The organism is Mycobacterium sp. WUMAC-067 (assembly GCF_020217485.1).
Classification (GTDB): Bacteria; Actinomycetota; Actinomycetes; order Mycobacteriales; family Mycobacteriaceae; genus Mycobacterium.
Genome location: NZ_JAEKMI010000028.1, coordinates 16513 through 34242 on the forward strand (window position 1 = coordinate 16513; position 17730 = coordinate 34242).

Annotated in this window: 17 protein-coding genes; 5 read left to right on the forward strand and 12 right to left on the reverse strand. The window is 68.1% G+C overall.

Annotation, left to right across the window (positions count from 1 at the left end; all coding sequences use genetic code 11):
- Positions 1-53: 53 nt before the first annotated feature.
- Entirely contained in the window at positions 54-1889 is a 1836-nt protein-coding gene (locus tag JF781_RS18855) for an acyl-CoA dehydrogenase (protein WP_225329353.1), read from the reverse strand.
- Between the two features lie 160 nt (positions 1890-2049).
- On the opposite strand from JF781_RS18855, the gene JF781_RS18860 reads away from it, so the two are divergent.
- Positions 2050-3111 (forward strand): isopenicillin N synthase family oxygenase, encoded by a 1062-nt coding sequence (locus JF781_RS18860; protein WP_225329354.1) that lies wholly within the window; start codon positions 2050-2052, stop codon positions 3109-3111.
- 81 nt (positions 3112-3192) lie between these two features.
- Complete coding sequence (locus JF781_RS18865; protein WP_225329355.1) at positions 3193-3681, forward strand: flavin reductase family protein; 489 nt, start codon at positions 3193-3195, stop codon at positions 3679-3681.
- Between the two features lie 19 nt (positions 3682-3700).
- Here the strand turns inward: JF781_RS18865 and JF781_RS18870 are convergent, their stop codons facing one another.
- The 5 genes from JF781_RS18870 to JF781_RS18890 form a co-directional block, all read right to left on the reverse strand.
- Entirely contained in the window at positions 3701-3865 is a 165-nt protein-coding gene (locus JF781_RS18870) for a hypothetical protein (protein ID WP_008261761.1), read from the reverse strand.
- 123 nt (positions 3866-3988) lie between these two features.
- Positions 3989-4735, reverse strand: a complete 747-nt coding sequence (locus JF781_RS18875; RefSeq protein ID WP_225329356.1) for a succinate dehydrogenase/fumarate reductase iron-sulfur subunit — start codon at positions 4733-4735, stop codon at positions 3989-3991.
- Positions 4736-6679 (reverse strand): fumarate reductase/succinate dehydrogenase flavoprotein subunit, encoded by a 1944-nt coding sequence (locus JF781_RS18880; RefSeq protein ID WP_225329357.1) that lies wholly within the window; start codon positions 6677-6679, stop codon positions 4736-4738.
- 47 nt (positions 6680-6726) lie between these two features.
- Positions 6727-7554, reverse strand: coding sequence for a hypothetical protein (locus JF781_RS18885; protein WP_225329358.1), 828 nt, complete (start codon positions 7552-7554; stop codon positions 6727-6729).
- 94 nt (positions 7555-7648) lie between these two features.
- Positions 7649-7963, reverse strand: coding sequence for a hypothetical protein (locus tag JF781_RS18890; RefSeq protein ID WP_225329359.1), 315 nt, complete (start codon positions 7961-7963; stop codon positions 7649-7651).
- Positions 7964-8068: 105 nt separating this feature from the next.
- On the opposite strand from JF781_RS18890, the gene JF781_RS18895 reads away from it, so the two are divergent.
- Positions 8069-8830, forward strand: coding sequence for an isocitrate lyase/phosphoenolpyruvate mutase family protein (locus tag JF781_RS18895; protein ID WP_225329360.1), 762 nt, complete (start codon positions 8069-8071; stop codon positions 8828-8830).
- Between the two features lie 66 nt (positions 8831-8896).
- Here JF781_RS18895 and JF781_RS18900 read toward each other — a convergent pair whose 3' ends face one another.
- The gene (locus tag JF781_RS18900) at positions 8897-9337 is read right to left on the reverse strand and encodes an Hsp20/alpha crystallin family protein (RefSeq protein ID WP_225329361.1); all 441 of its coding nucleotides are present in this window, start codon (positions 9335-9337) and stop codon (positions 8897-8899) included.
- Between the two features lie 227 nt (positions 9338-9564).
- On the opposite strand from JF781_RS18900, the gene nirB reads away from it, so the two are divergent.
- Positions 9565-12159 (forward strand): nitrite reductase large subunit NirB, encoded by a 2595-nt coding sequence (gene nirB, locus JF781_RS18905; protein WP_225329362.1) that lies wholly within the window; start codon positions 9565-9567, stop codon positions 12157-12159.
- Positions 12156-12524 carry a nitrite reductase small subunit NirD gene (gene nirD, locus JF781_RS18910; protein WP_201407423.1) on the forward strand — a complete coding sequence of 123 codons (369 nt, stop codon included), beginning with the start codon at positions 12156-12158 and terminating at the stop codon, positions 12522-12524. The genes nirB and nirD overlap by 4 nt, the downstream gene beginning before the upstream one ends.
- Positions 12525-12536: 12 nt before the next feature.
- Here the strand turns inward: nirD and JF781_RS18915 are convergent, their stop codons facing one another.
- The 5 genes from JF781_RS18915 to JF781_RS18935 form a co-directional block, all read right to left on the reverse strand.
- Positions 12537-12989, reverse strand: a complete 453-nt coding sequence (locus JF781_RS18915) for a hypothetical protein (protein WP_225329363.1) — start codon at positions 12987-12989, stop codon at positions 12537-12539.
- Between the two features lie 31 nt (positions 12990-13020).
- On the reverse strand, positions 13021-13794 hold the full coding sequence (locus JF781_RS18920; RefSeq protein WP_225329364.1) for a sirohydrochlorin chelatase: 774 nt from the start codon (positions 13792-13794) through the stop codon (positions 13021-13023).
- Positions 13785-14936, reverse strand: a complete 1152-nt coding sequence (locus tag JF781_RS18925) for a uroporphyrinogen-III synthase (RefSeq protein WP_225329384.1) — start codon at positions 14934-14936, stop codon at positions 13785-13787. Before JF781_RS18925 ends, JF781_RS18920 begins: the two co-directional genes overlap by 10 nt.
- An 89-nt stretch (positions 14937-15025) precedes the next feature.
- A complete protein-coding gene (locus tag JF781_RS18930) occupies positions 15026-16471 on the reverse strand; it encodes a NarK/NasA family nitrate transporter (protein WP_225329365.1) in 1446 nt (481 codons plus the stop codon).
- Positions 16472-16781: 310 nt separating this feature from the next.
- Positions 16782-17699 carry a 5-oxoprolinase/urea amidolyase family protein gene (locus tag JF781_RS18935; RefSeq protein ID WP_225329366.1) on the reverse strand — a complete coding sequence of 306 codons (918 nt, stop codon included), beginning with the start codon at positions 17697-17699 and terminating at the stop codon, positions 16782-16784.
- Positions 17700-17730: the final 31 nt, after the last annotated feature.

The window sequence follows — 17730 nt, forward strand, 5'->3', positions numbered from 1 at the left end:
AAAAATCCCCCGCTTCGCACGCGAAGCGGGGGATTTGTGCGTCCTTCGAAGGCCTAGAAGGCGGCCTCGTCGAGCTCCATGATGTCGTTGTCCAGCGTCTCGATGACCTCGCGGGTGCTGGTCAGCATCGGCAGGAAGTTCTTCGCGAAGAACGATGCCACCGCGACCTTGCCCTCGTAGAAGGCCTTGTCGTCACCGGTGGCGCCGGCGTCGAGCGCCGCCACGGCCACCGCCGCCTGACGCTGCAACAACCAGCCGATGACCAGGTCACCGACGCTCATCAGGAAGCGCACCGAACCCAGACCCACCTTGTACAGGCTGGTCACGTCCTCCTGCGCGGCCATCAGGTAGCCGGTCAGCGAGGCCGCCATCGCCTGCACGTCGGTCAGGGCCTTGGCCAGATGCTCGCGTTCGGTCTTCAGCCGCCCGTTGCCGGACTCGCTGTCGACGAACGTCTGGATCTGCTCGGACACGTGGGCCAGCGCCACACCCTTGTCGCGGACGATCTTGCGGAAGAAGAAGTCCTGCGCCTGGATGGCGGTGGTGCCCTCGTAGAGCGAGTCGATCTTGGCGTCCCGGATGTACTGCTCGATCGGGTAGTCCTGCAGGAAGCCGGACCCACCGAACGTCTGCAGGCTCTCGGTCAGCTTGGCGTAGGCCTGCTCCGAGCCGACACCCTTGACCACCGGCAGCATCAGGTCGTTGACCTTGACGGCCAGCTCCGCGTCCACCCCGTGCAGGGCCTCGGCCACCGCCGAGTCCTGATAGGTCGACGTGAACAGGTACAGCGCGCGCAGACCCTCGGCGTAGGCCTTCTGGGTCATCAGCGACCGGCGCACGTCCGGGTGGTGCGTGATGGTCACCCGCGGTGCGGTCTTGTCGGTCATCTGGGTCATGTCCGCGCCCTGGACGCGAGACTTGGCGTACTCCAACGCGTTCAGGTAGCCCGTCGACAGGGTCGCGATGGCCTTGGTGCCCACCATCATGCGAGCCTGCTCGATCACGTCGAACATCTGCGCGATGCCGTTGTGCACCTCGCCGACCAGCCAGCCCTTGGCGGGAACGTCGTGCTGGCCGAAGCTCAGCTCACACGTCGCCGACACCTTCAGGCCCATCTTGTGCTCGACGTTGGTGACGAACACGCCGTTACGCTCGCCCAGCTCACCGGTCTCGAAGTCGAACAGGAACTTGGGCACGAAGAACAGCGACAGCCCCTTGGTGCCGGGTCCGGCGCCCTCGGGGCGCGCCAGCACCAGGTGGAAGATGTTCTCGAACAGGTCATCGGAGTCGGCGGAGGTGATGAATCGCTTCACACCGTCGATGTGCCAGGATCCGTCGTCCTGCTTGACGGCCTTGGTCCGCCCGGCGCCGACGTCGGAGCCGGCGTCCGGCTCGGTGAGCACCATGGTCGAACCCCAGCCGCGCTCGGCGGCCAGGACGGCCCACTTCTTCTGCTCCTCGGTGCCGAGGTGGTACAGGATGTTGGCGAAACCCGCGCCACCGGCGTACATCCAGACGGCGGGGTTGGCGCCGAGGATGTGCTCGTGCAGCGCCCACAGCAGCGACTTGGGCATGGCCACGCCGCCGAGGGCCTCGTCGATGCCGACCTTGTCCCACCCGGCCTCGATGACGGCGTGGACGGACTTCTTGAAGGATTCCGGCAGCGTCACCGAGTGCGTCTTCGGGTCGAAAACCGGCGGGTTGCGGTCGCCCTCGACGAACGAGTCGGCGATCGGCCCCTCGGCCAGCCGGCTCATTTCGTTCAACATTTCGCGGGCCGTGTCGACGTCCAGGTCGCTGTATTCGCCCTGGCCCAAGGCCTTGTCAACGCCCAATACCTCGAACAGGTTGAACGCCTGGTCGCGGACGTTGCTCTTGTAGTGGCTCACTACGGTCCTCCTCGTTGAGAATGCCACTTGTGGTTGGGTACTAGGTCTAAGTTACCCACCAGTAACAACACCTAAAATATCGTTAGCGTCAGTGGGATGCAAGCGGATGTGAGCTAGATTTCATTACCTAATTAACCAACCGGTTGGGGAGGGCGCGCTGATGCCGTCGCAAACCCGTTCTACCTGCGGCGACGGGGTCGGCGCGGTCGGTGTGCGGGCCGTCACTGCGGTGCCCGTCGTGGACCTGCGGGCCGACCCGAGGCGGTTGCGGGACGGCCTGCGCGAGGCCGGCCACCGGGTCGGGTTCTTCTATCTGACCGGTCATGGGGTCCCACCGGAATTGGTGACGCGGGTGCTCGGGGCCGCGCGCCGGCTCTTCGCGCTGCCGCAGGAGGACAAGGACGCCGTCGCCATGGTGCGCAGCCCGCACTTCCGCGGCTACACCCGCCTGGGCGGCGAGGTGACCCGCGGTCAGGTGGATTGGCGCGAGCAGATCGACATCGGGCCGCAGCGCCCGCCGATCGGCGGGCTGGGAAAGTCCGACTACCGGTGGCTGCAGGGGCCCAACCAGTGGCCGGCCGCGCTGCCGGAGCTGCCCGGAATCGTCGAGGAGTGGGACGCCGCGCTGTCCGCGGTGGCCCGCACCCTGCTGCGGCACTGGGCGGCCGCGCTGGGCAGCCCGGCCGGCGTCTTCGACCCGGCCTTCGCCGAAACCCCGGCCACGCTGATCAAGCTCATCCGCTACCCGGGGCGCGCGGCCGGCCCCCAGGGCGTGGGCGCGCATCGGGACGCCGGGGTGCTCACGCTGCTGCTGGCCGAGCCGGGCAGCCGGGGCCTGCAGGTGCGGCGGACCTGCGATGGCAACTGGATCGATGTGCCCCCGCGCGACGGGGCGTTCATCGTCAACATCGGTGAGCTGCTGGAGGCGGCGACGCGCGGCTACCTGCGGGCCACCGAGCACCGGGTCAACCTGCAGGGCCCGGCGGCCGACCGGATCTCGGTGCCCTACTTCTTCAACCCGCGCCTCGACGCCCGGATACCCGTGCTCTCGCTGCCCCGAGAACTCGAGGCGAGCGCCGGAACGGATTGGACGCCGTCCCGCGATCCCGGCGACCCCATCTTCTCGGTCTACGGTCGCAATGCCTGGAAGAGCCGGCTGCGCTCGCACCCCGATGTCGCTTCCGCGCACGGGTATTCGGCAGAACGCTTAGAAAACGGGTAAGGGTGGCCGCGCCGGGGCGACGCGCGCCGGGTAGGGTCGAGCCCGAAAATACGTCTGGCGCTCTAGGGGCGAAAAAGTCCGGTGAACTCGAACAACAAGCTGACAGCGTCGTCACTTCGTGAAGCCTTCGGTCATTTCCCGTCTGGCGTGGTGGCCATCGCCGCCGAGGTGAACGGAACCCGGGAAGGCCTGGCCGCCAGCACCTTTGTGCCCGTCTCGCTGGACCCGCCGTTGGTGTCGTTCTGCGTGCAGAACACCTCCACGACGTGGCCCAAACTCAAGGACCTGCCCATGCTGGGCATCAGCGTGCTCGGCGAGGCCCACGACGAGGCCGCCCGCACGCTGGCCGCCAAGACCGGCGACAGGTTCGCCGGCCTCGAGACCGTGTCCCGGCCCACCGGTGCGGTCTTCATCAAGGGCACCGCCCTGTGGCTGGAAAGCGCGATCGAACAACTCATTCCCGCCGGCGATCACACCATCGTCGTGTTGCGGGTCAGCGAGGTGACCGTGGACGCCGAGGTGGCGCCCATCGTGTTCCACCGGAGCAGTTTCCGCCGCCTGGGCGCCTGAACCGGCGTCCGGCCGCGCGCTAGGGGCGGTGGCTCAGCTCTTCCCGGAAACCTTGGATGCGGCTTTCGAGTTCGGCGGCGTCGTTGTGCCGCCCTTCCTTCTGCGCGAGCTGGGCACGCACCGACAATTGCCGAATCGCGGTCCGAATGTTGTTGATGCTGGCGGTTTCTCGCCTGGGTTCCATGAGCTGCCTTTCCGGTCGTGGTACACGGCCGCCCGTCCCCGGACGGCCCGACAGGATGCAGGTTGGTTACCCGGGTACCGCGGCGGCCTAACCCCGCAAACCGGGCGGGCGCGGCGCGCGCGCTCAGCGACGGAACAGCTTGTTACCGAGCCACACCACCGGGTCGTATTTGCGGTCGGCGACGCGCTCTTTCATCGGGATCAGCGCGTTGTCGGTGATCTTGATGTTCTCCGGGCAGACCTCGGTGCAGCACTTGGTGATGTTGCAGTAGCCCAGGCCGTGCTCTTCCTGGGCTTCCTTGCGCCGGTCGCGGGTGTCCAGCGGGTGCATCTCCAGCTCGGCGATCCGCATCAGGAAGCGGGGGCCGGCGAACGCCTTCTTGTTCTCCTCGTGGTCGCGGACCACGTGGCACACGTTCTGGCACAGGAAGCACTCGATGCACTTGCGGAACTCCTGCGAGCGCTGGACGTCCGCCTGCGCCATCCGGTACTCGCCGGGTTGCAGGTCCTTGGGCGGCGCGAAAGACGGGATCTCGCGGGCCTTCTCGTAGTTGAACGAGACGTCGGTGACCAGGTCCCGGATCACGGGGAACGTCCGCAGCGGCGTGACGGTGACGACCTCGTCCTCGGCGAAGGTCGACATCCGGGTCATGCAGAGCAGCCGCGGGTAGCCGTTGATCTCCGCGGAGCACGAGCCGCACTTGCCCGCCTTGCAGTTCCACCGGACCGCCAGGTCGGGCGTCTGGGTCTGCTGCAGGCGGTGGATGATGTCGAGGACGACCTCACCCTCGTTGACCTCGACGGTGAAGTCCTGCAACGCACCGTTGGCGTCGTCGCCGCGCCACACCCGCATCGTCGCGTTGTAGGTCATTTACTTCTCCGTCCTGGGTGTCCGCCCTGGATGCCCGGCGAGTTCCTCGTCGGTGTAGTACTTCTCCAGCTCGGCGATGTCGAACAGTTCCAGCAGATCGGGCCGCATCGGCGTCTGCTCTTTCTTCGTGATGGTGATGTCGGGGATCACCGCGCCTTCAACGTCGCCTGGCTCGGCGACTGCCTCGCAGACCAGCAACAGCTTGCGCCACGACGAGTCCATCGACGGGTGGTCGTCGCGGGTGTGCCCGCCGCGGCTCTCGGTGCGCTGCAGCGCGGCCTTGGCGACGCATTCGCTGACCAGCAGCATGTTGCGCAGGTCGATGGCCAGGTTCCAGCCCGGGTTGTAGCGGCGCTGCCCCTCCACATGCAGGTTCTTGAAGCGCTCCCGCAGCTTGTCGAGCCGGGCCAGGGCCTCGGAGACCTCGTCGGCGTTGCGGATGATGCCGACCAGGTCGTTCATCGACTGCTGCAGCTCCAGCTGCAGGGTGTAGGGGTTCTCGCCGGGGCCGCCGCCGGCCGGCGCCTCGAAGGGGGACAGCGCCCGCTTCGCCGCCGCGTCGACGGCGCCCTCCCCGATCGTCGGGCGGCTGCTCAGCGCCCGCACGTAGTCGGCGGCGCCCAGGCCGGCGCGCCGGCCGAACACCAGCAGGTCCGACAGCGAGTTGCCGCCCAGCCGGTTCGAGCCGTGCATGCCGCCGGAGCATTCGCCGGCGGCGAAGAGCCCGGGCACGGTGGCCGCGCCGGTGTCGGCGTCGACCTCGACGCCGCCCATCACGTAGTGGCAGGTCGGCCCGACTTCCATCGGCTCCTTGGTGATGTCGACCCCGGCCAGCTCCTTGAACTGGTGGTACATCGAGGGCAGGCGGCGGTTGATCTCCGCAGGCGTCAGCCGCGACGCGATGTCGAGGAAGACGCCGCCGTGCGGGCTGCCCCGGCCGGCCTTGACCTCGGAGTTGATCGCGCGCGCGACCTCGTCGCGGGGCAGCAGGTCAGGCGTGCGGCGGGCCGAGTCGTTGTCCTTGAGCCACTGGTCGGCCTCTTGCTCGGACTCGGCGTACTGCCCCTTGAACACCGACGGGATGTAGTCGAACATGAACCGCTTGCCGTCGGAGTTCTTGAGCACCCCGCCGTCACCGCGGACGCCCTCGGTGACCAGGATCCCCTTCACACTCGGCGGCCACACCATGCCGGTCGGGTGGAACTGGACGAACTCCATGTTGATCAGCGACGCGCCCGCCCGCAGGGCCAGAGCGTGACCGTCACCGGTGTACTCCCAGGAGTTCGAGGTGACCTTGAACGACTTGCCGATGCCGCCGGTGGCCAACACCACCGCGGGCGCCTCGAACAGGATGAAGTTGCCGCTTTCGCGGATGTAGCCGAACGCTCCGGCGATCGCGTCGCCGTCCTTGATCAGCTCGGTGATCGTGGTCTCGGCGAACACCCGGATCCGGGCCTCGTAGTCGCCGAGTTCGGCGTAATCCTCCTGCTGCAGCGAGACGATCTTCTGCTGCATGGTGCGGATCAGCTCCAGGCCGGTGCGGTCACCGACGTGCGCCAGCCGCGGGTAGGTGTGACCGCCGAAGTTGCGCTGGCTGATCTTGCCGTCCTTGAGGCGATCGAACAGCGCGCCATAGGTTTCCAGCTCCCAGACGCGGTCCGGGGCCTCCTTGGCGTGCAGTTCGGCCATGCGCCAGTTGTTGAGGAACTTCCCACCGCGCATCGTGTCGCCGAAGTGGGTCTTCCAGTTGTCCTTCGGGTTGGTGTTGCCCATCGAGGCCGCGCACCCACCCTCGGCCATCACCGTGTGGGCCTTGCCGAACAGGGACTTGCACACCACCGCGACCCGCAGGCCGCGTTCACGCGCTTCGATGACCGCACGCAATCCCGCGCCGCCGGCGCCGATGACGACTACGTCGTAGGCATGCCGCTCGACATCAACCATGAAAACCCTCGCTAGCTAAGTTCTGATTTTGTGAGTCAAATGGCTTTTCAGCCAACAAATCTCAGGTCGCTGATGGCGCCGCTGGCGACCAGTGCGATGTAGAAATCGGTGAGCATCAGGGTGCCCAGCGTGATCCAGGCGAATTGCTTGTGCCGGGTGTTGATGGCGCTGACCTGCGTCCAGATCCAGTACCGCACAGGGTTTTTGGAGAAGTGCTTGAGCCGACCGCCGGTGACGTGCCGGCACGAGTGGCAGGACAGCGTGTAGACCCACAGCATGATGACGTTGCCCAGCAGGATCAGGTTGCCCAGGCCGAAGCCGAATCCGCCCGGCCCGCTGTCGGAATGGAACGCGACGATCGCGTCGTAGCTGTTGACGATCGAGATGAGGCAGGCGATATAGAAGAAGTACCGGTGGGTGTTCTGGATGATCAGCGGGAACTTGGTCTCGCCGCTGTAGTGCACGCGCGGCTCGGCCACCGCGCACGCGGTGGGCGACTGCCACACCGTGCGGTAGTAGGCGCCACGGTAGTAGTAGCAGGTCAACCGGAACAGCAGCAGGAACGGCAGCGACAACGCCGCGTACGGCAGCCACCACACGTCCGGCAGGAACTGCGGCCAGATGTCGCCGGCCTCACCGCAACCCTTGCTGACGCACGGCGAGTAGAACGGCGTCAGGTAGTGGTACTTGGGGACGAAGAAGTAATTCTGCTGGAACGCCCGGGCCGTCGCGTAGATGACGAATGCGGCGAAGCCGAGGTCGATCCTCAGCGGCGACATCCACCACCGGTCGGTGCGTAGGGTCCGTTGCTGGATACGGGCGCGCGTGGGTGAAAAGACACCGGACGCAGGACGGTTCGCCGTAGGTGCGCTCATCTAGTTGTTCCTCTTCGAACGGGCTGTCTGTCGAAGGGTACACAGATGCAAGCCCCCCTCCCGCGGGGGGCATGGGTCGGGGTGTTCGGGTTGTTCAGGACCTGTTGTGACCCCCGACGCCCTCGTCGTCGACGTCACGCCAGAATTCGCTGTCGTACTGGGTGTCGGGAATGACGATCTTCTCGCCGGACTGCTGCACGGTGGCGCCCGCGAGGTCCAACTCGGACACGTCGGTATCGAGCAAGTCGACGTCGGACAGGATGCGGTCCGCGTCGATGATGATGCGGCGCATCGCGGGGCTGTCGCCGTATCGCGACCGCAGGGAGCTCACGCACCGCCGAAGGCCGCCGATCAGGTCGTGCAGTTCGGCGAATTCGGTCGTGTCAGTCGCGCTCGGTGTGCTCCTCAAGGGATCTCCTCGGCAGTGTTTCGGATCACAGTTCGCCCTCAATACTATCCACGGCACAGCCGAACGTCAGACCATTGAGCCCCGACGCCAAGGGAGCAAACACTGATGACGGGCCCCACCACGCCGGCCGAACGCGCCGCCACCCTGTTGACGCTGCACCGGCCGGGCAACCCGGTGATCCTGCCAACCGTGTGGGACGCCTGGTCGGCGCGGCTGTCCGCCGGCGCCGGGTTCGCCGCACTCACCGTGGGCAGCCACCCGGTGGCGGACTCCATCGGCAAACCCGACAACGAGGGCATGTCGTTCGACGACGTCCTGGCCCGCGTCGCGCAGATCACCGCGGCGGTGGACGTCCCGGTGTCGGTGGACATCGAATCCGGCTACGGGCTCCCGGCGGACCGGCTGATCGAGGGGCTGCTGAGCGTCGGGGCCGTCGGGCTGAACATCGAGGACACCGTGCACTCGGAGGGCAAGCGGCTGCGGTCCGCCGACGAGCACGCCGAACTGGTCGGCGCGCTGCGATCGGCCGCCGACGCGGCCGGAGTGCATGTGGTCATCAACGCCCGGACCGATCTGTTCCTGCGCCAAGACGGCGAGGAGTCCGACCGCGTCGACCGCGCCGTGGCGCGGCTGAGTCAGGCGGCTGCCGCCGGCGCCGACGTTCTCTACCCGGTCGGTCGCCACCACCCCGACACGTTGCGGCGCCTGACGGCGGAATTGGCGTTGCCGGTCAACGCGATCGCGCTGCCCGACCAGGACGACCCGGCGTCCTTCGGTCCGCTGGGCGTGGCGCGGATCAGCTTCGGTCCCTTCCTGCAGGCCGCGCTGACGGGCCGGGCCAACGAGCTGCTCGCCCGCTGGGGCTGACGCCCAGCAGACACAAAGGCCCCCGATACGCGGTGCGTGCGGGGGCCTTTGCGTCGTGTCGGCGCCTTACTTGGTGATCGAGATGCGCTGCGCCTGGTTCCCGGCATAAGCACCGGTGACCCGCACGGTGAGCACCCCGGCGTCATAGGACGCCGTGATGGCGTCGCCGGTGACGTGGGCCGGCAGCTGGAACGACCGGCGGAACGAGCCGTACCGGATCTCCCGCCGCGTGCGACCCTCCTTCTCCTCCGAATGTTCGTCGCGGTGCTCGCCGTGGATGACCAGGCGACCGCGGTCGACCTCGACGTTCACGTCCCGGTCGACGTCCACGCCCGGAAGCTCGACCCGTACGATCGCGTCGTCACCGTCCTTGACGATCTCGGCGGCGGGCTTGAAACCGCTGCTCACCGGGTTGTTCCAGTCCGCTGCGGCGGCGGGGCCGAAAAAGTCGCGCAACCACCGGTCGGTGTCCCAGGCCGGTCGCGACCACAGTGCGAGGTTGCTCATGGTGCTTCCCTTCCAATTCCTTGATTTTCGTTGTGAGATTCCTGTGACCGGCGCTCCGACGACCGGCTACTAGTAGAAACATGAGTCGACCACGCTTAAGTTCCAGCTGGCCGTTCGCCGGCAGCGAACGATCAATCACAGTCGTCCCTGTGAGTTGTGAGATCCTCGTCATAGGACTGTCACATTGCGCGAAAAAGACGTAATTTCTGGCCGTTACTCTCAAAGCCATGTCTGCAGACGGGATTTCGCGCGCAAGCTGTGCGCCGCGTCACATCATCGTAGTCGGACATGGCATGGTGGGCCACCGGTTCGTCGAGGCGCTCCGCGCCCGCGACACCGAGGGCCGTTGGCGCATCACGGTTTTCGCCGAGGAGACCGACGCGGCCTATGACCGCGTGGGGCTGACCTCCTACACCGACAGCTGGGACCGCAAGCTGCTCGCACTGCCCGGCAACGAGTACGACGGTGACGACCTGGTCCGGCTGGTGTTGAACCAGCGGGTCACCGAAATCGACCGCGCGGCAAAGTCAGTGCTCACCGCCGACGGCCAGCGCCACGACTACGACGCCCTGGTCCTCGCGACCGGCTCCTACGCGTTCGTGCCGCCGGTGCCCGGCCACGATCTGCCCGCCTGCCACGTGTACCGCACGCTCGACGACCTCGACGCCATCCGCGCCGATGCCCAGCGCGCGGCGGACACCTCGCACGCGACCGCGGGCGTGGTCATCGGCGGCGGCCTGCTCGGCCTGGAGGCCGCAAATGCGCTGCGCCAGTTCGGGTTGCGGACCCACGTCATCGAGATGATGCCGCGGCTGATGGCCCAGCAGATCGACGAGGCCGGCGGCGCGCTGCTGGCCCGGATGATCGGCGACCTGGGCATCTCCGTCCACGTCGGCACGGGCACCGAGTCCATCGAATCCGTCGACCACCCGGACGGTTCCACGTCGGTGCGGGTGCGCCTGACCGACGGCCAGGAAGTCGACGCCGGCCTGGTGATCTTCGCCGCGGGCATCCGCCCGCGCGACGAGCTGGCGGTCGCCGCCGGTCTGGCGCGCGCCGAGCGTGGCGGGGTGCTCACCGACGTGTCCTGCCGCACAAGCGATCCCGACATCTTCGCGATCGGGGAGGTCGCCGCGATCGACGGCCGGTGCTATGGACTGGTGGGTCCTGGCTACACCTCCGCCGAGGTGGTGGCCGATCGCCTGCTGGACGGGGTCGCGGAATTCGGCGAGGCGGACCTGTCCACCAAGCTCAAACTGCTGGGCGTCGACGTCGCCAGTTTTGGTGACGCGATGGGTGTCACCGAGAACTGCCTCGAGGTCGCCATCAACGACGCGGTCAACCGGACGTACGCGAAGCTGGTGCTCTCCGACGACGCCAAGACCTTGCTCGGGGGCGTACTGGTCGGCGACGCCTCGTCCTATGGAGTGCTGCGGCCGATGGTCGGCAGCGAGCTCCCCGGGGACCCGCTCGCGCTGATCGCGCCGGCGCAATCCGGTGGCGGTGAGGCGTTGGGCATTGGGGCGCTGCCGGATTCGGCGCAGATCTGCTCGTGCAACAACGTCACCAAGGGCGATCTGAAATGCGCGATCGCCGACGGCTGCGCCGACGTTCCCTCGCTGAAGTCGTGCACCTCGGCCGGCACGTCGTGCGGGTCGTGCGTGCCGCTGCTCAAGCAGCTGCTGGAAGCCGAGGGCGTCGAGCAGTCCAAGGCGCTGTGCGAGCACTTCAGCCAGTCGCGCGCCGAGCTTTTCGAGATCATCTCCGCCACCGAGCTGCGCACCTTCTCCGGGCTGCTCGAGCGCTTCGGCCGCGGAAAGGGTTGCGACATCTGCAAACCCGTGGTCGCCTCGATCCTGGCGTCCACGGGCTCGGACCACATCCTGGAGGGCGAACAGGCCTCGCTGCAGGATTCCAACGACCACTTTTTGGCCAACATCCAGAAGAACGGCAGCTATTCGGTGGTGCCCCGGGTCCCCGGCGGCGACATCAAGCCCGAGCACCTGATCCTGATCGGCCAGATCGCCCAGGACTTCGGCCTTTACACCAAGATCACCGGCGGCCAGCGCATCGACCTGTTCGGCGCGCGGGTGGACCAACTGCCGGAGATCTGGAAGCGCCTGGTCGACGGCGGCATGGAATCCGGCCACGCGTACGGCAAGGCGCTGCGCACGGTGAAGAGCTGTGTGGGCACCGACTGGTGCCGTTACGGGCAGCAGGATTCGGTGCAGTTGGCCATCGACCTCGAACTGCGGTACCGGGGGCTGCGCGCGCCGCACAAGATCAAAATGGGTGTCTCGGGTTGCGCGCGGGAGTGCGCCGAGGCCCGCTCCAAGGACGTGGGTGTCATCGCCACCGAAAAGGGCTGGAACCTCTACGTCGGCGGCAACGGCGGGATGACCCCCAAGCACGCGCAGCTGCTGGCCAGCGATCTCGACACCGAGACGCTGGTCCGGTACGTCGATCGGTTCGTCATGTATTACATCCGGACGGCCGACCGGCTGCAGCGCACCGCGCCGTGGGTCGAGTCGCTCGACGGCGGCCTGGATCACGTGCGCGAGGTCGTCTGCGAGGACTCGCTGGGCCTGGCAGAAGAATTCGAGGCCGCAATGGAGCGGCATGTGCAGAACTACAAGTGCGAATGGAAGGGGGTGCTCGACGATCCGGACAAGCTGTCACGCTTCGTGTCGTTCGTCAACGCCCCCGACGCCGTCGATTCGACGGTGACATTCACCGAGCACGCCGGGCGCAAAATCCCTGTGTCCATTGGTATGCCGACGGTCCGCGAGGACAACTCCGAAGGAACGAGGAAGGTATCATGACGCTTCTCAACGACATTGCCGTGTGGACCAGCGCCTGCTCCTACGACCACCTCATTCCGGGTCGCGGCGTCGGTGTGCTGCTCGACGACGGTTCCCAGGCCGCCCTGTTCCGGCTCGACGACGGGTCGGTGCATGCGGTGGGTAACGTCGACCCGTTCTCCGGGGCGGCCGTGCTGTCGCGCGGCATCGTCGGCGACCGCGGGGGCTGCGTCACGGTTCAGTCGCCGATATTGAAGCAGGCGTTTTCGCTCGAAGACGGTTCCTGCCTGGACGATCCGACCGTGTCGGTGCCGGTGTACCCGGTGCGGATCACCGCCGACGGCCTCGTCCAGATCGGCCGCGACGACCAGGCGCGGGCGGCCTGAGCGCACGGCCGCTCACCGCGTGATGTCGCCGACCAAGTAGCGCTGCATCGTCGGGCCGATCGCGTCGACGAGCGCGTCCACCGACATCGAGTGCAGCGGCTCGGAGCGGATGCCGTAGCGCATGATGCCCAGGCCCACGAGCTGGGAGGCGCACAGCGAGGCCCGCGTGGCGGCCTTGTCGGCGCCCAGGATTTTCAGCAGCGGGCCGAACACCGGGCCGACGAAATTGCTTTGGACGATTTCGGCGGTCTTGGCCATCCCCGTGGACGCGACCGCGCTGGCCGCGAACGGCCCGCCCCCGGCGGCATCCCAGGTGGTGATCAGCATCGCCAGGGTCCGGCGGCCAACCTGGTTGACCCCTCCGGTGACGATCCGGTCGATGAATTCCGGTGTGCCGAACGGCAACCGCAGCACCTTGGCGACCGGGTCAAGGAGCCCACGCGACGGCTCTTCGCGACGGGGCATGGTGCCAGGATCGCCGGTTCGCGCCCAAAGATCAAGGAATTGGCCGCAACGCGCGCGCGTGGCTGATTTGGTGGGGGCCCGATCGGCGCGGCGCATGCCGGGCGGTGGCGGCGAGGGCGGGCGGCAGTGCGCGGCGGAATCGGTTCGCGATCAGGCGCGCCAGGCCGGGATGGGTGCCCAGCGGTTGACTGACCAAATCGGCGCCGCAGCCGTGCAGCCGTTGTTGGAACAGGCCGTCGGCCAACAGGTAGGAGGCGACCACGACGCGTCCACCGTGGCGGCGAGCCCGGACCATGGCCCGTTCCACCGCCTCGTGCAGTTGCGGATCGCCGGTGGCCGCGAACGCCAGACTCACCCGTGATCCGGTGAGCGCCGACACCAGCGTCGCCGTGGTGTGCAGGTCCGACCGGGCCTTGTCATCCGAGGTGCCCGCCGCCGCCAGAATCACCGAATCACCGGGCCGCCAACCGCATTTCAGCAGCTGGTCGCCCACGATCCGCGCGATCTGGCCGCTCGGGCCCAGCGCGGGGGTGACGGTCACGCTCGGATGGCCGCTGATCGCGACGTGGGCGGGCAGGTCCGCCCGGACGTGATAGCCGCGCGACAGGAATGCCGGCACCACGATCGCCGGCCGGCCGGCGGTCTTCGCTGCGGACAGCACCTCGCTGGGGGTGGGCCCCACCACGTCCACGAACGCGACGTCGACCGTGTCTCCGACGAGCGTACCCACTTGCGCCGCAAGGGTTTCGATCATCGCCACGCCGCCGGGCCTGCGGGTGCCGTGTGCCGCCAGGATCAGTGCCATGGGGATTCGTCCGGATGGTCGATCGCGAGCCGGTAGCCACGCTTGACCACCGTCGCGACGATGTTCTTGTCGCCCAGCGCCGTTCGCAGCCGCAGCACGGCCGTATCGACGGCGTGGGGGTCGTTGCTGTTGCCGGGAAGTACCCGCAGCAGGTCGTTGCGCGCGACGACGTCGCCGGGACGGTCCGCCAGCGCCCGCAGCGTCGCCATCCCCGATCCCGACAGGGACCGCGGCGAACCGTCGACCAGCACGCAGGTCCCGCGGATCTCCAGCTCGTGACCGGCCGCGCGGATGGTGCACGACCGCAGGGACGGGAGCTCCTGGGCGATGTGACGGGCCAACGCCCCCAAGCGCATTCGTTCGGGCGACGACGTGGGGATCCCCGCGCGGATCAACGGTTGCGCGGTGACCGGGCCCACGCACATCGCATGCACGTCGCTGCGAAGTGCTTGCAGCAGTTGGTCTTCGACGCCCAACTCGCGGCTGCGCTCGAGCAGCGCCGCGCCGGCTGGTGCCGAGGTGAAGGTCACCGCGTCGAACTGTCGCCGGGCGATCGCGGCGACGAGTTGGTCGAAGCCGCCGCCGGCCGGCGTTGGCTTCCAGCGGTATACGTGGATGGGGACCACCTGGGCTCCCGCGGACCGCAATCCGTTGAGGAATTCCGGGAACGGGTCCCAAGCGTCGGCCGCGCCGTGCAGCTGGACGGCGACCCGCTTGCCGGCGACATTCGATTCGAGCAGGTATCGCAGGACCTCGCGGGACGATTCGGACTTGGGGGACCACTCCTCGTGCAGGCCTGCGGCGCGCAACGCGCCCGTCGCCTTCGGCCCGCGGGCCACGATCCGCGCTCGCGACAGCGCCGCCAGCAGCTGGGTGGCCAGGCCCCAGCCGTCGGCCGCGGCGACCCAGCCGCGAAAGCCGATGCCGGTGTGCGCCACCAAGATATCGGGCGGCTGGGCGATCACCGCTTCGGTGTGGCGGTGCAGTTCTTCGTCTTCGGGCAGCGCGATGAGATTGATGGCCGCGGCGCTGGAGACCTCCGCGCCGTTGCGGCGCAGCAACGCGCACAGCTCTTCGGCCCGGTTCGCCGACGTCACGGCGATCCGGTAGCCGGTCAGCGGCGCGGAGTCTGGTGGGGCCAGTTGGGGGGCCATATGAAGTGTGTATGCCTGCGACGTTTCGGTTGCGTTACCGAGCAATTGCTGGGTCATTGCCCGTGTTGCGAGTCCGCTCACACATGCGCGACCTCGGCTTCCTGTCGCGCATCCCAGCGGCCCGGGGCCGTGACGGGACGCCGGACGTAGACCATCCAGGTCATGATCGCCGCGCCGACGTAGGACGCCAAAAACACCCAGTACGCCGCCGTCTCGGTGCCGGTGCTCAGGTAGGACTGCCGCAGCGCCAGGTTGATTCCCACGCCGCCGAGCGCGCCCACCGCGGAGCAGATGCCGATCAGCGATCCCGACTGCGCGCGCGCCCAATGACGTCGGTCGTCTTCGCTCATGTCCAGCCCGCGACTGCGCGCCTCATAGACCGTCGGAATCAACTTGAACACCGACCCGTTTCCCATGCCGGACAGGATGAACAGCACCATGAAGCCGGCGACGCAGCCGACCAGGCCGACGGAGCGCGCCACGGCGTGGTGGTCCTCGAGGGCGCTGAAGGTGACCAACAGAGCGGCCGCCAGCGTCATCCCGGCGAGGACGCCCAGCGTGACGCGGCTGCCGCCGACGCGGTCGGCCAGCCGGCCACCATAGATGCGCGCCAAGGAGCCCAGCAGGGGGCCGACGAATGCCACCTGCGCGGCGTGCAGTGCGGCGTGCTTGGCGCTTTCCCCGCTCTCCAGGAAGTGGACCTGCATCACCTGGCCGAAGGCGAAGGAGAAGCCGATCCAGGAGCCGAAGGTGGCGATGTAGAGCAGCGAGATCACGTGGGTGTCGCGCTCGAACAGGATCGAGCGCATGGTGCTCAGCTGGGTGCCGTGGTGGATGTTGTCCATGAACAACGCCGCCGCGATCCCCGCGACGACCAGGAACACCAGATAGATCGCGCACACCCAGTACGGGGCCTGGTGCCCGGCGGTGGCCAGCGCCACCAGGCCGGCCAGCTGGATCACGGCGACGCCGAGGTTGGCGACGCCGGCGTTGATCGCCAGCGCGGCGCCCTTGAGCCGCTGGGGGTAGAAGGCGTTGACGTTGGCCAGCGACGCCGCGTAGTTGCCGCCGCCGAGGCCGGTCAGCGCGGCGCACAGCACGAAAAGCCCCAGCGGCAGACCGGGATTGGCCAGCAACGCGATCGTGCCCGCCGTCGGGATCACCAGCACGAAGGCCGAAAACGTCGTCCAATTGCGACCGCCGAAGGCGGCGATGCCCAGGGTGTAGGGGATCCGGGCGCAACCACCGACCAGGGTGGCCACCGCGCCCAGCAGCAGCTTGTCGCCGGCGGAGAAGCCGTAGACGGCCCCGGGCATGAACAGCGCCATGACGGGCCACAGCGTCCAGATCGAGAAGGCCACGTGGTCACCGACGATGGTGCCGAGCAGATTGCGCCGGGCGATCCTGTCGTTGCCGGCCTCCCAGGCCGCCGCGTCTTCCGGATTCCAGTCCGCGACGCGGTGGTTGCGGCCCGCCGAAAACGCTTGGGCGCGTTGGCATATGGACGCGACGCGTGCGTGCATACCGATCCCTCTCCTCGCAAGCAGTTCGGGGTTGGCCGGCGACGCGTGTGGGCGCCCCGCATGAAGGGGCATGCCCCGCCGTAGAATCCGATGCTCACATCTAGGACGCGAGCGGGTCAACCGGAACCGGCCGATATCGGCTGTTAGTTGATTACCAGTTATCTGGTAAGTCCCTGTAGGGCGAGCCGGCCACACGACAGCGGGCCGCCCGTGGGCGAATACCGATCGCCGCCAAGTGATCTCACACCGGTACGCGGGTCCATGTGAGCTGTCCTACAGTCGATCGCCCCGCGAGGCCGCCGGAATTGCGTTAGCCGAAGGGCCAACTCGCGACGGCGGCGCCGGCCATGGCGCCGACGGGAGTCCGCGGCCGCGCCCAGTGCAGTCGCACCGACTGGCCGGGCCGCACCTGGGCGATCTTGTCGACGTCCTCGTCGATCACCACGCCCACCACTGGATAGCCACCGGTGACGGGGTGGTCCGGGCCAAGGATCACCGGTAAACCGTTGGGCGGCACCTGGATTGCGCCGCGGGTGGCACCCTCGCTGGGCAGCTGCCGGTCCGGGTGGCGGCATTGCAGGGGGCGGCCGACCAATCGCATGCCCACCCGGTCGCTGCGATCGGATGCCACCCAAGCGGTGCGCACCAGCGCGTCGGGGTCGAGGAACCAGTCGTCGCGGGGTCCGGGCACCACGGAGAGTTCGACGACGGTGTCGGTGATGGCCGCCACCGGCGCCTGGTCCAACTCGGGGTAGTCCGCGGTGTGCTCGCCGATCGGGAGCCGGTCCCCGGCCCGCAGTGGCGACGGCCCGATGGCCGACATGACGTCGTAGCTGCGCGAGCCCAGCACCGGCTCCACGCAGATCCCGCCGCGGACCGCAAGGTAGCTTCGCAGCCCCGCCCGCGGGGCGCCCAGGGAGATCACCTGGCCGTCGCGCACGTGCTGAATGCTGTTGGTGCCGAACTTGATTCCGTCGACGGTCGGATCGGTGTCGGCGCCCGTCACCGCGATGTCGACGTCGCTGCCCCGGACCCTGGCCGCGAATCCGCCGAACGTCACCTCCACGGTGGCGCGGTCGTCGGGGTTGGCCACCAGCCGGTTGGCCAGTGTGTGCGCGCGCCGGTCGGCGGCCCCGGAACGGCTGACGCCGAGGTGCGCCAGTCCCGGCCGGCCGAGGTCTTCGACGACGGCGAGCGGTCCGGTGCGGAGGATCTCCAGGACTGCCACGGTTGCCTCCTTTGCGGTAATGGTGTCGACC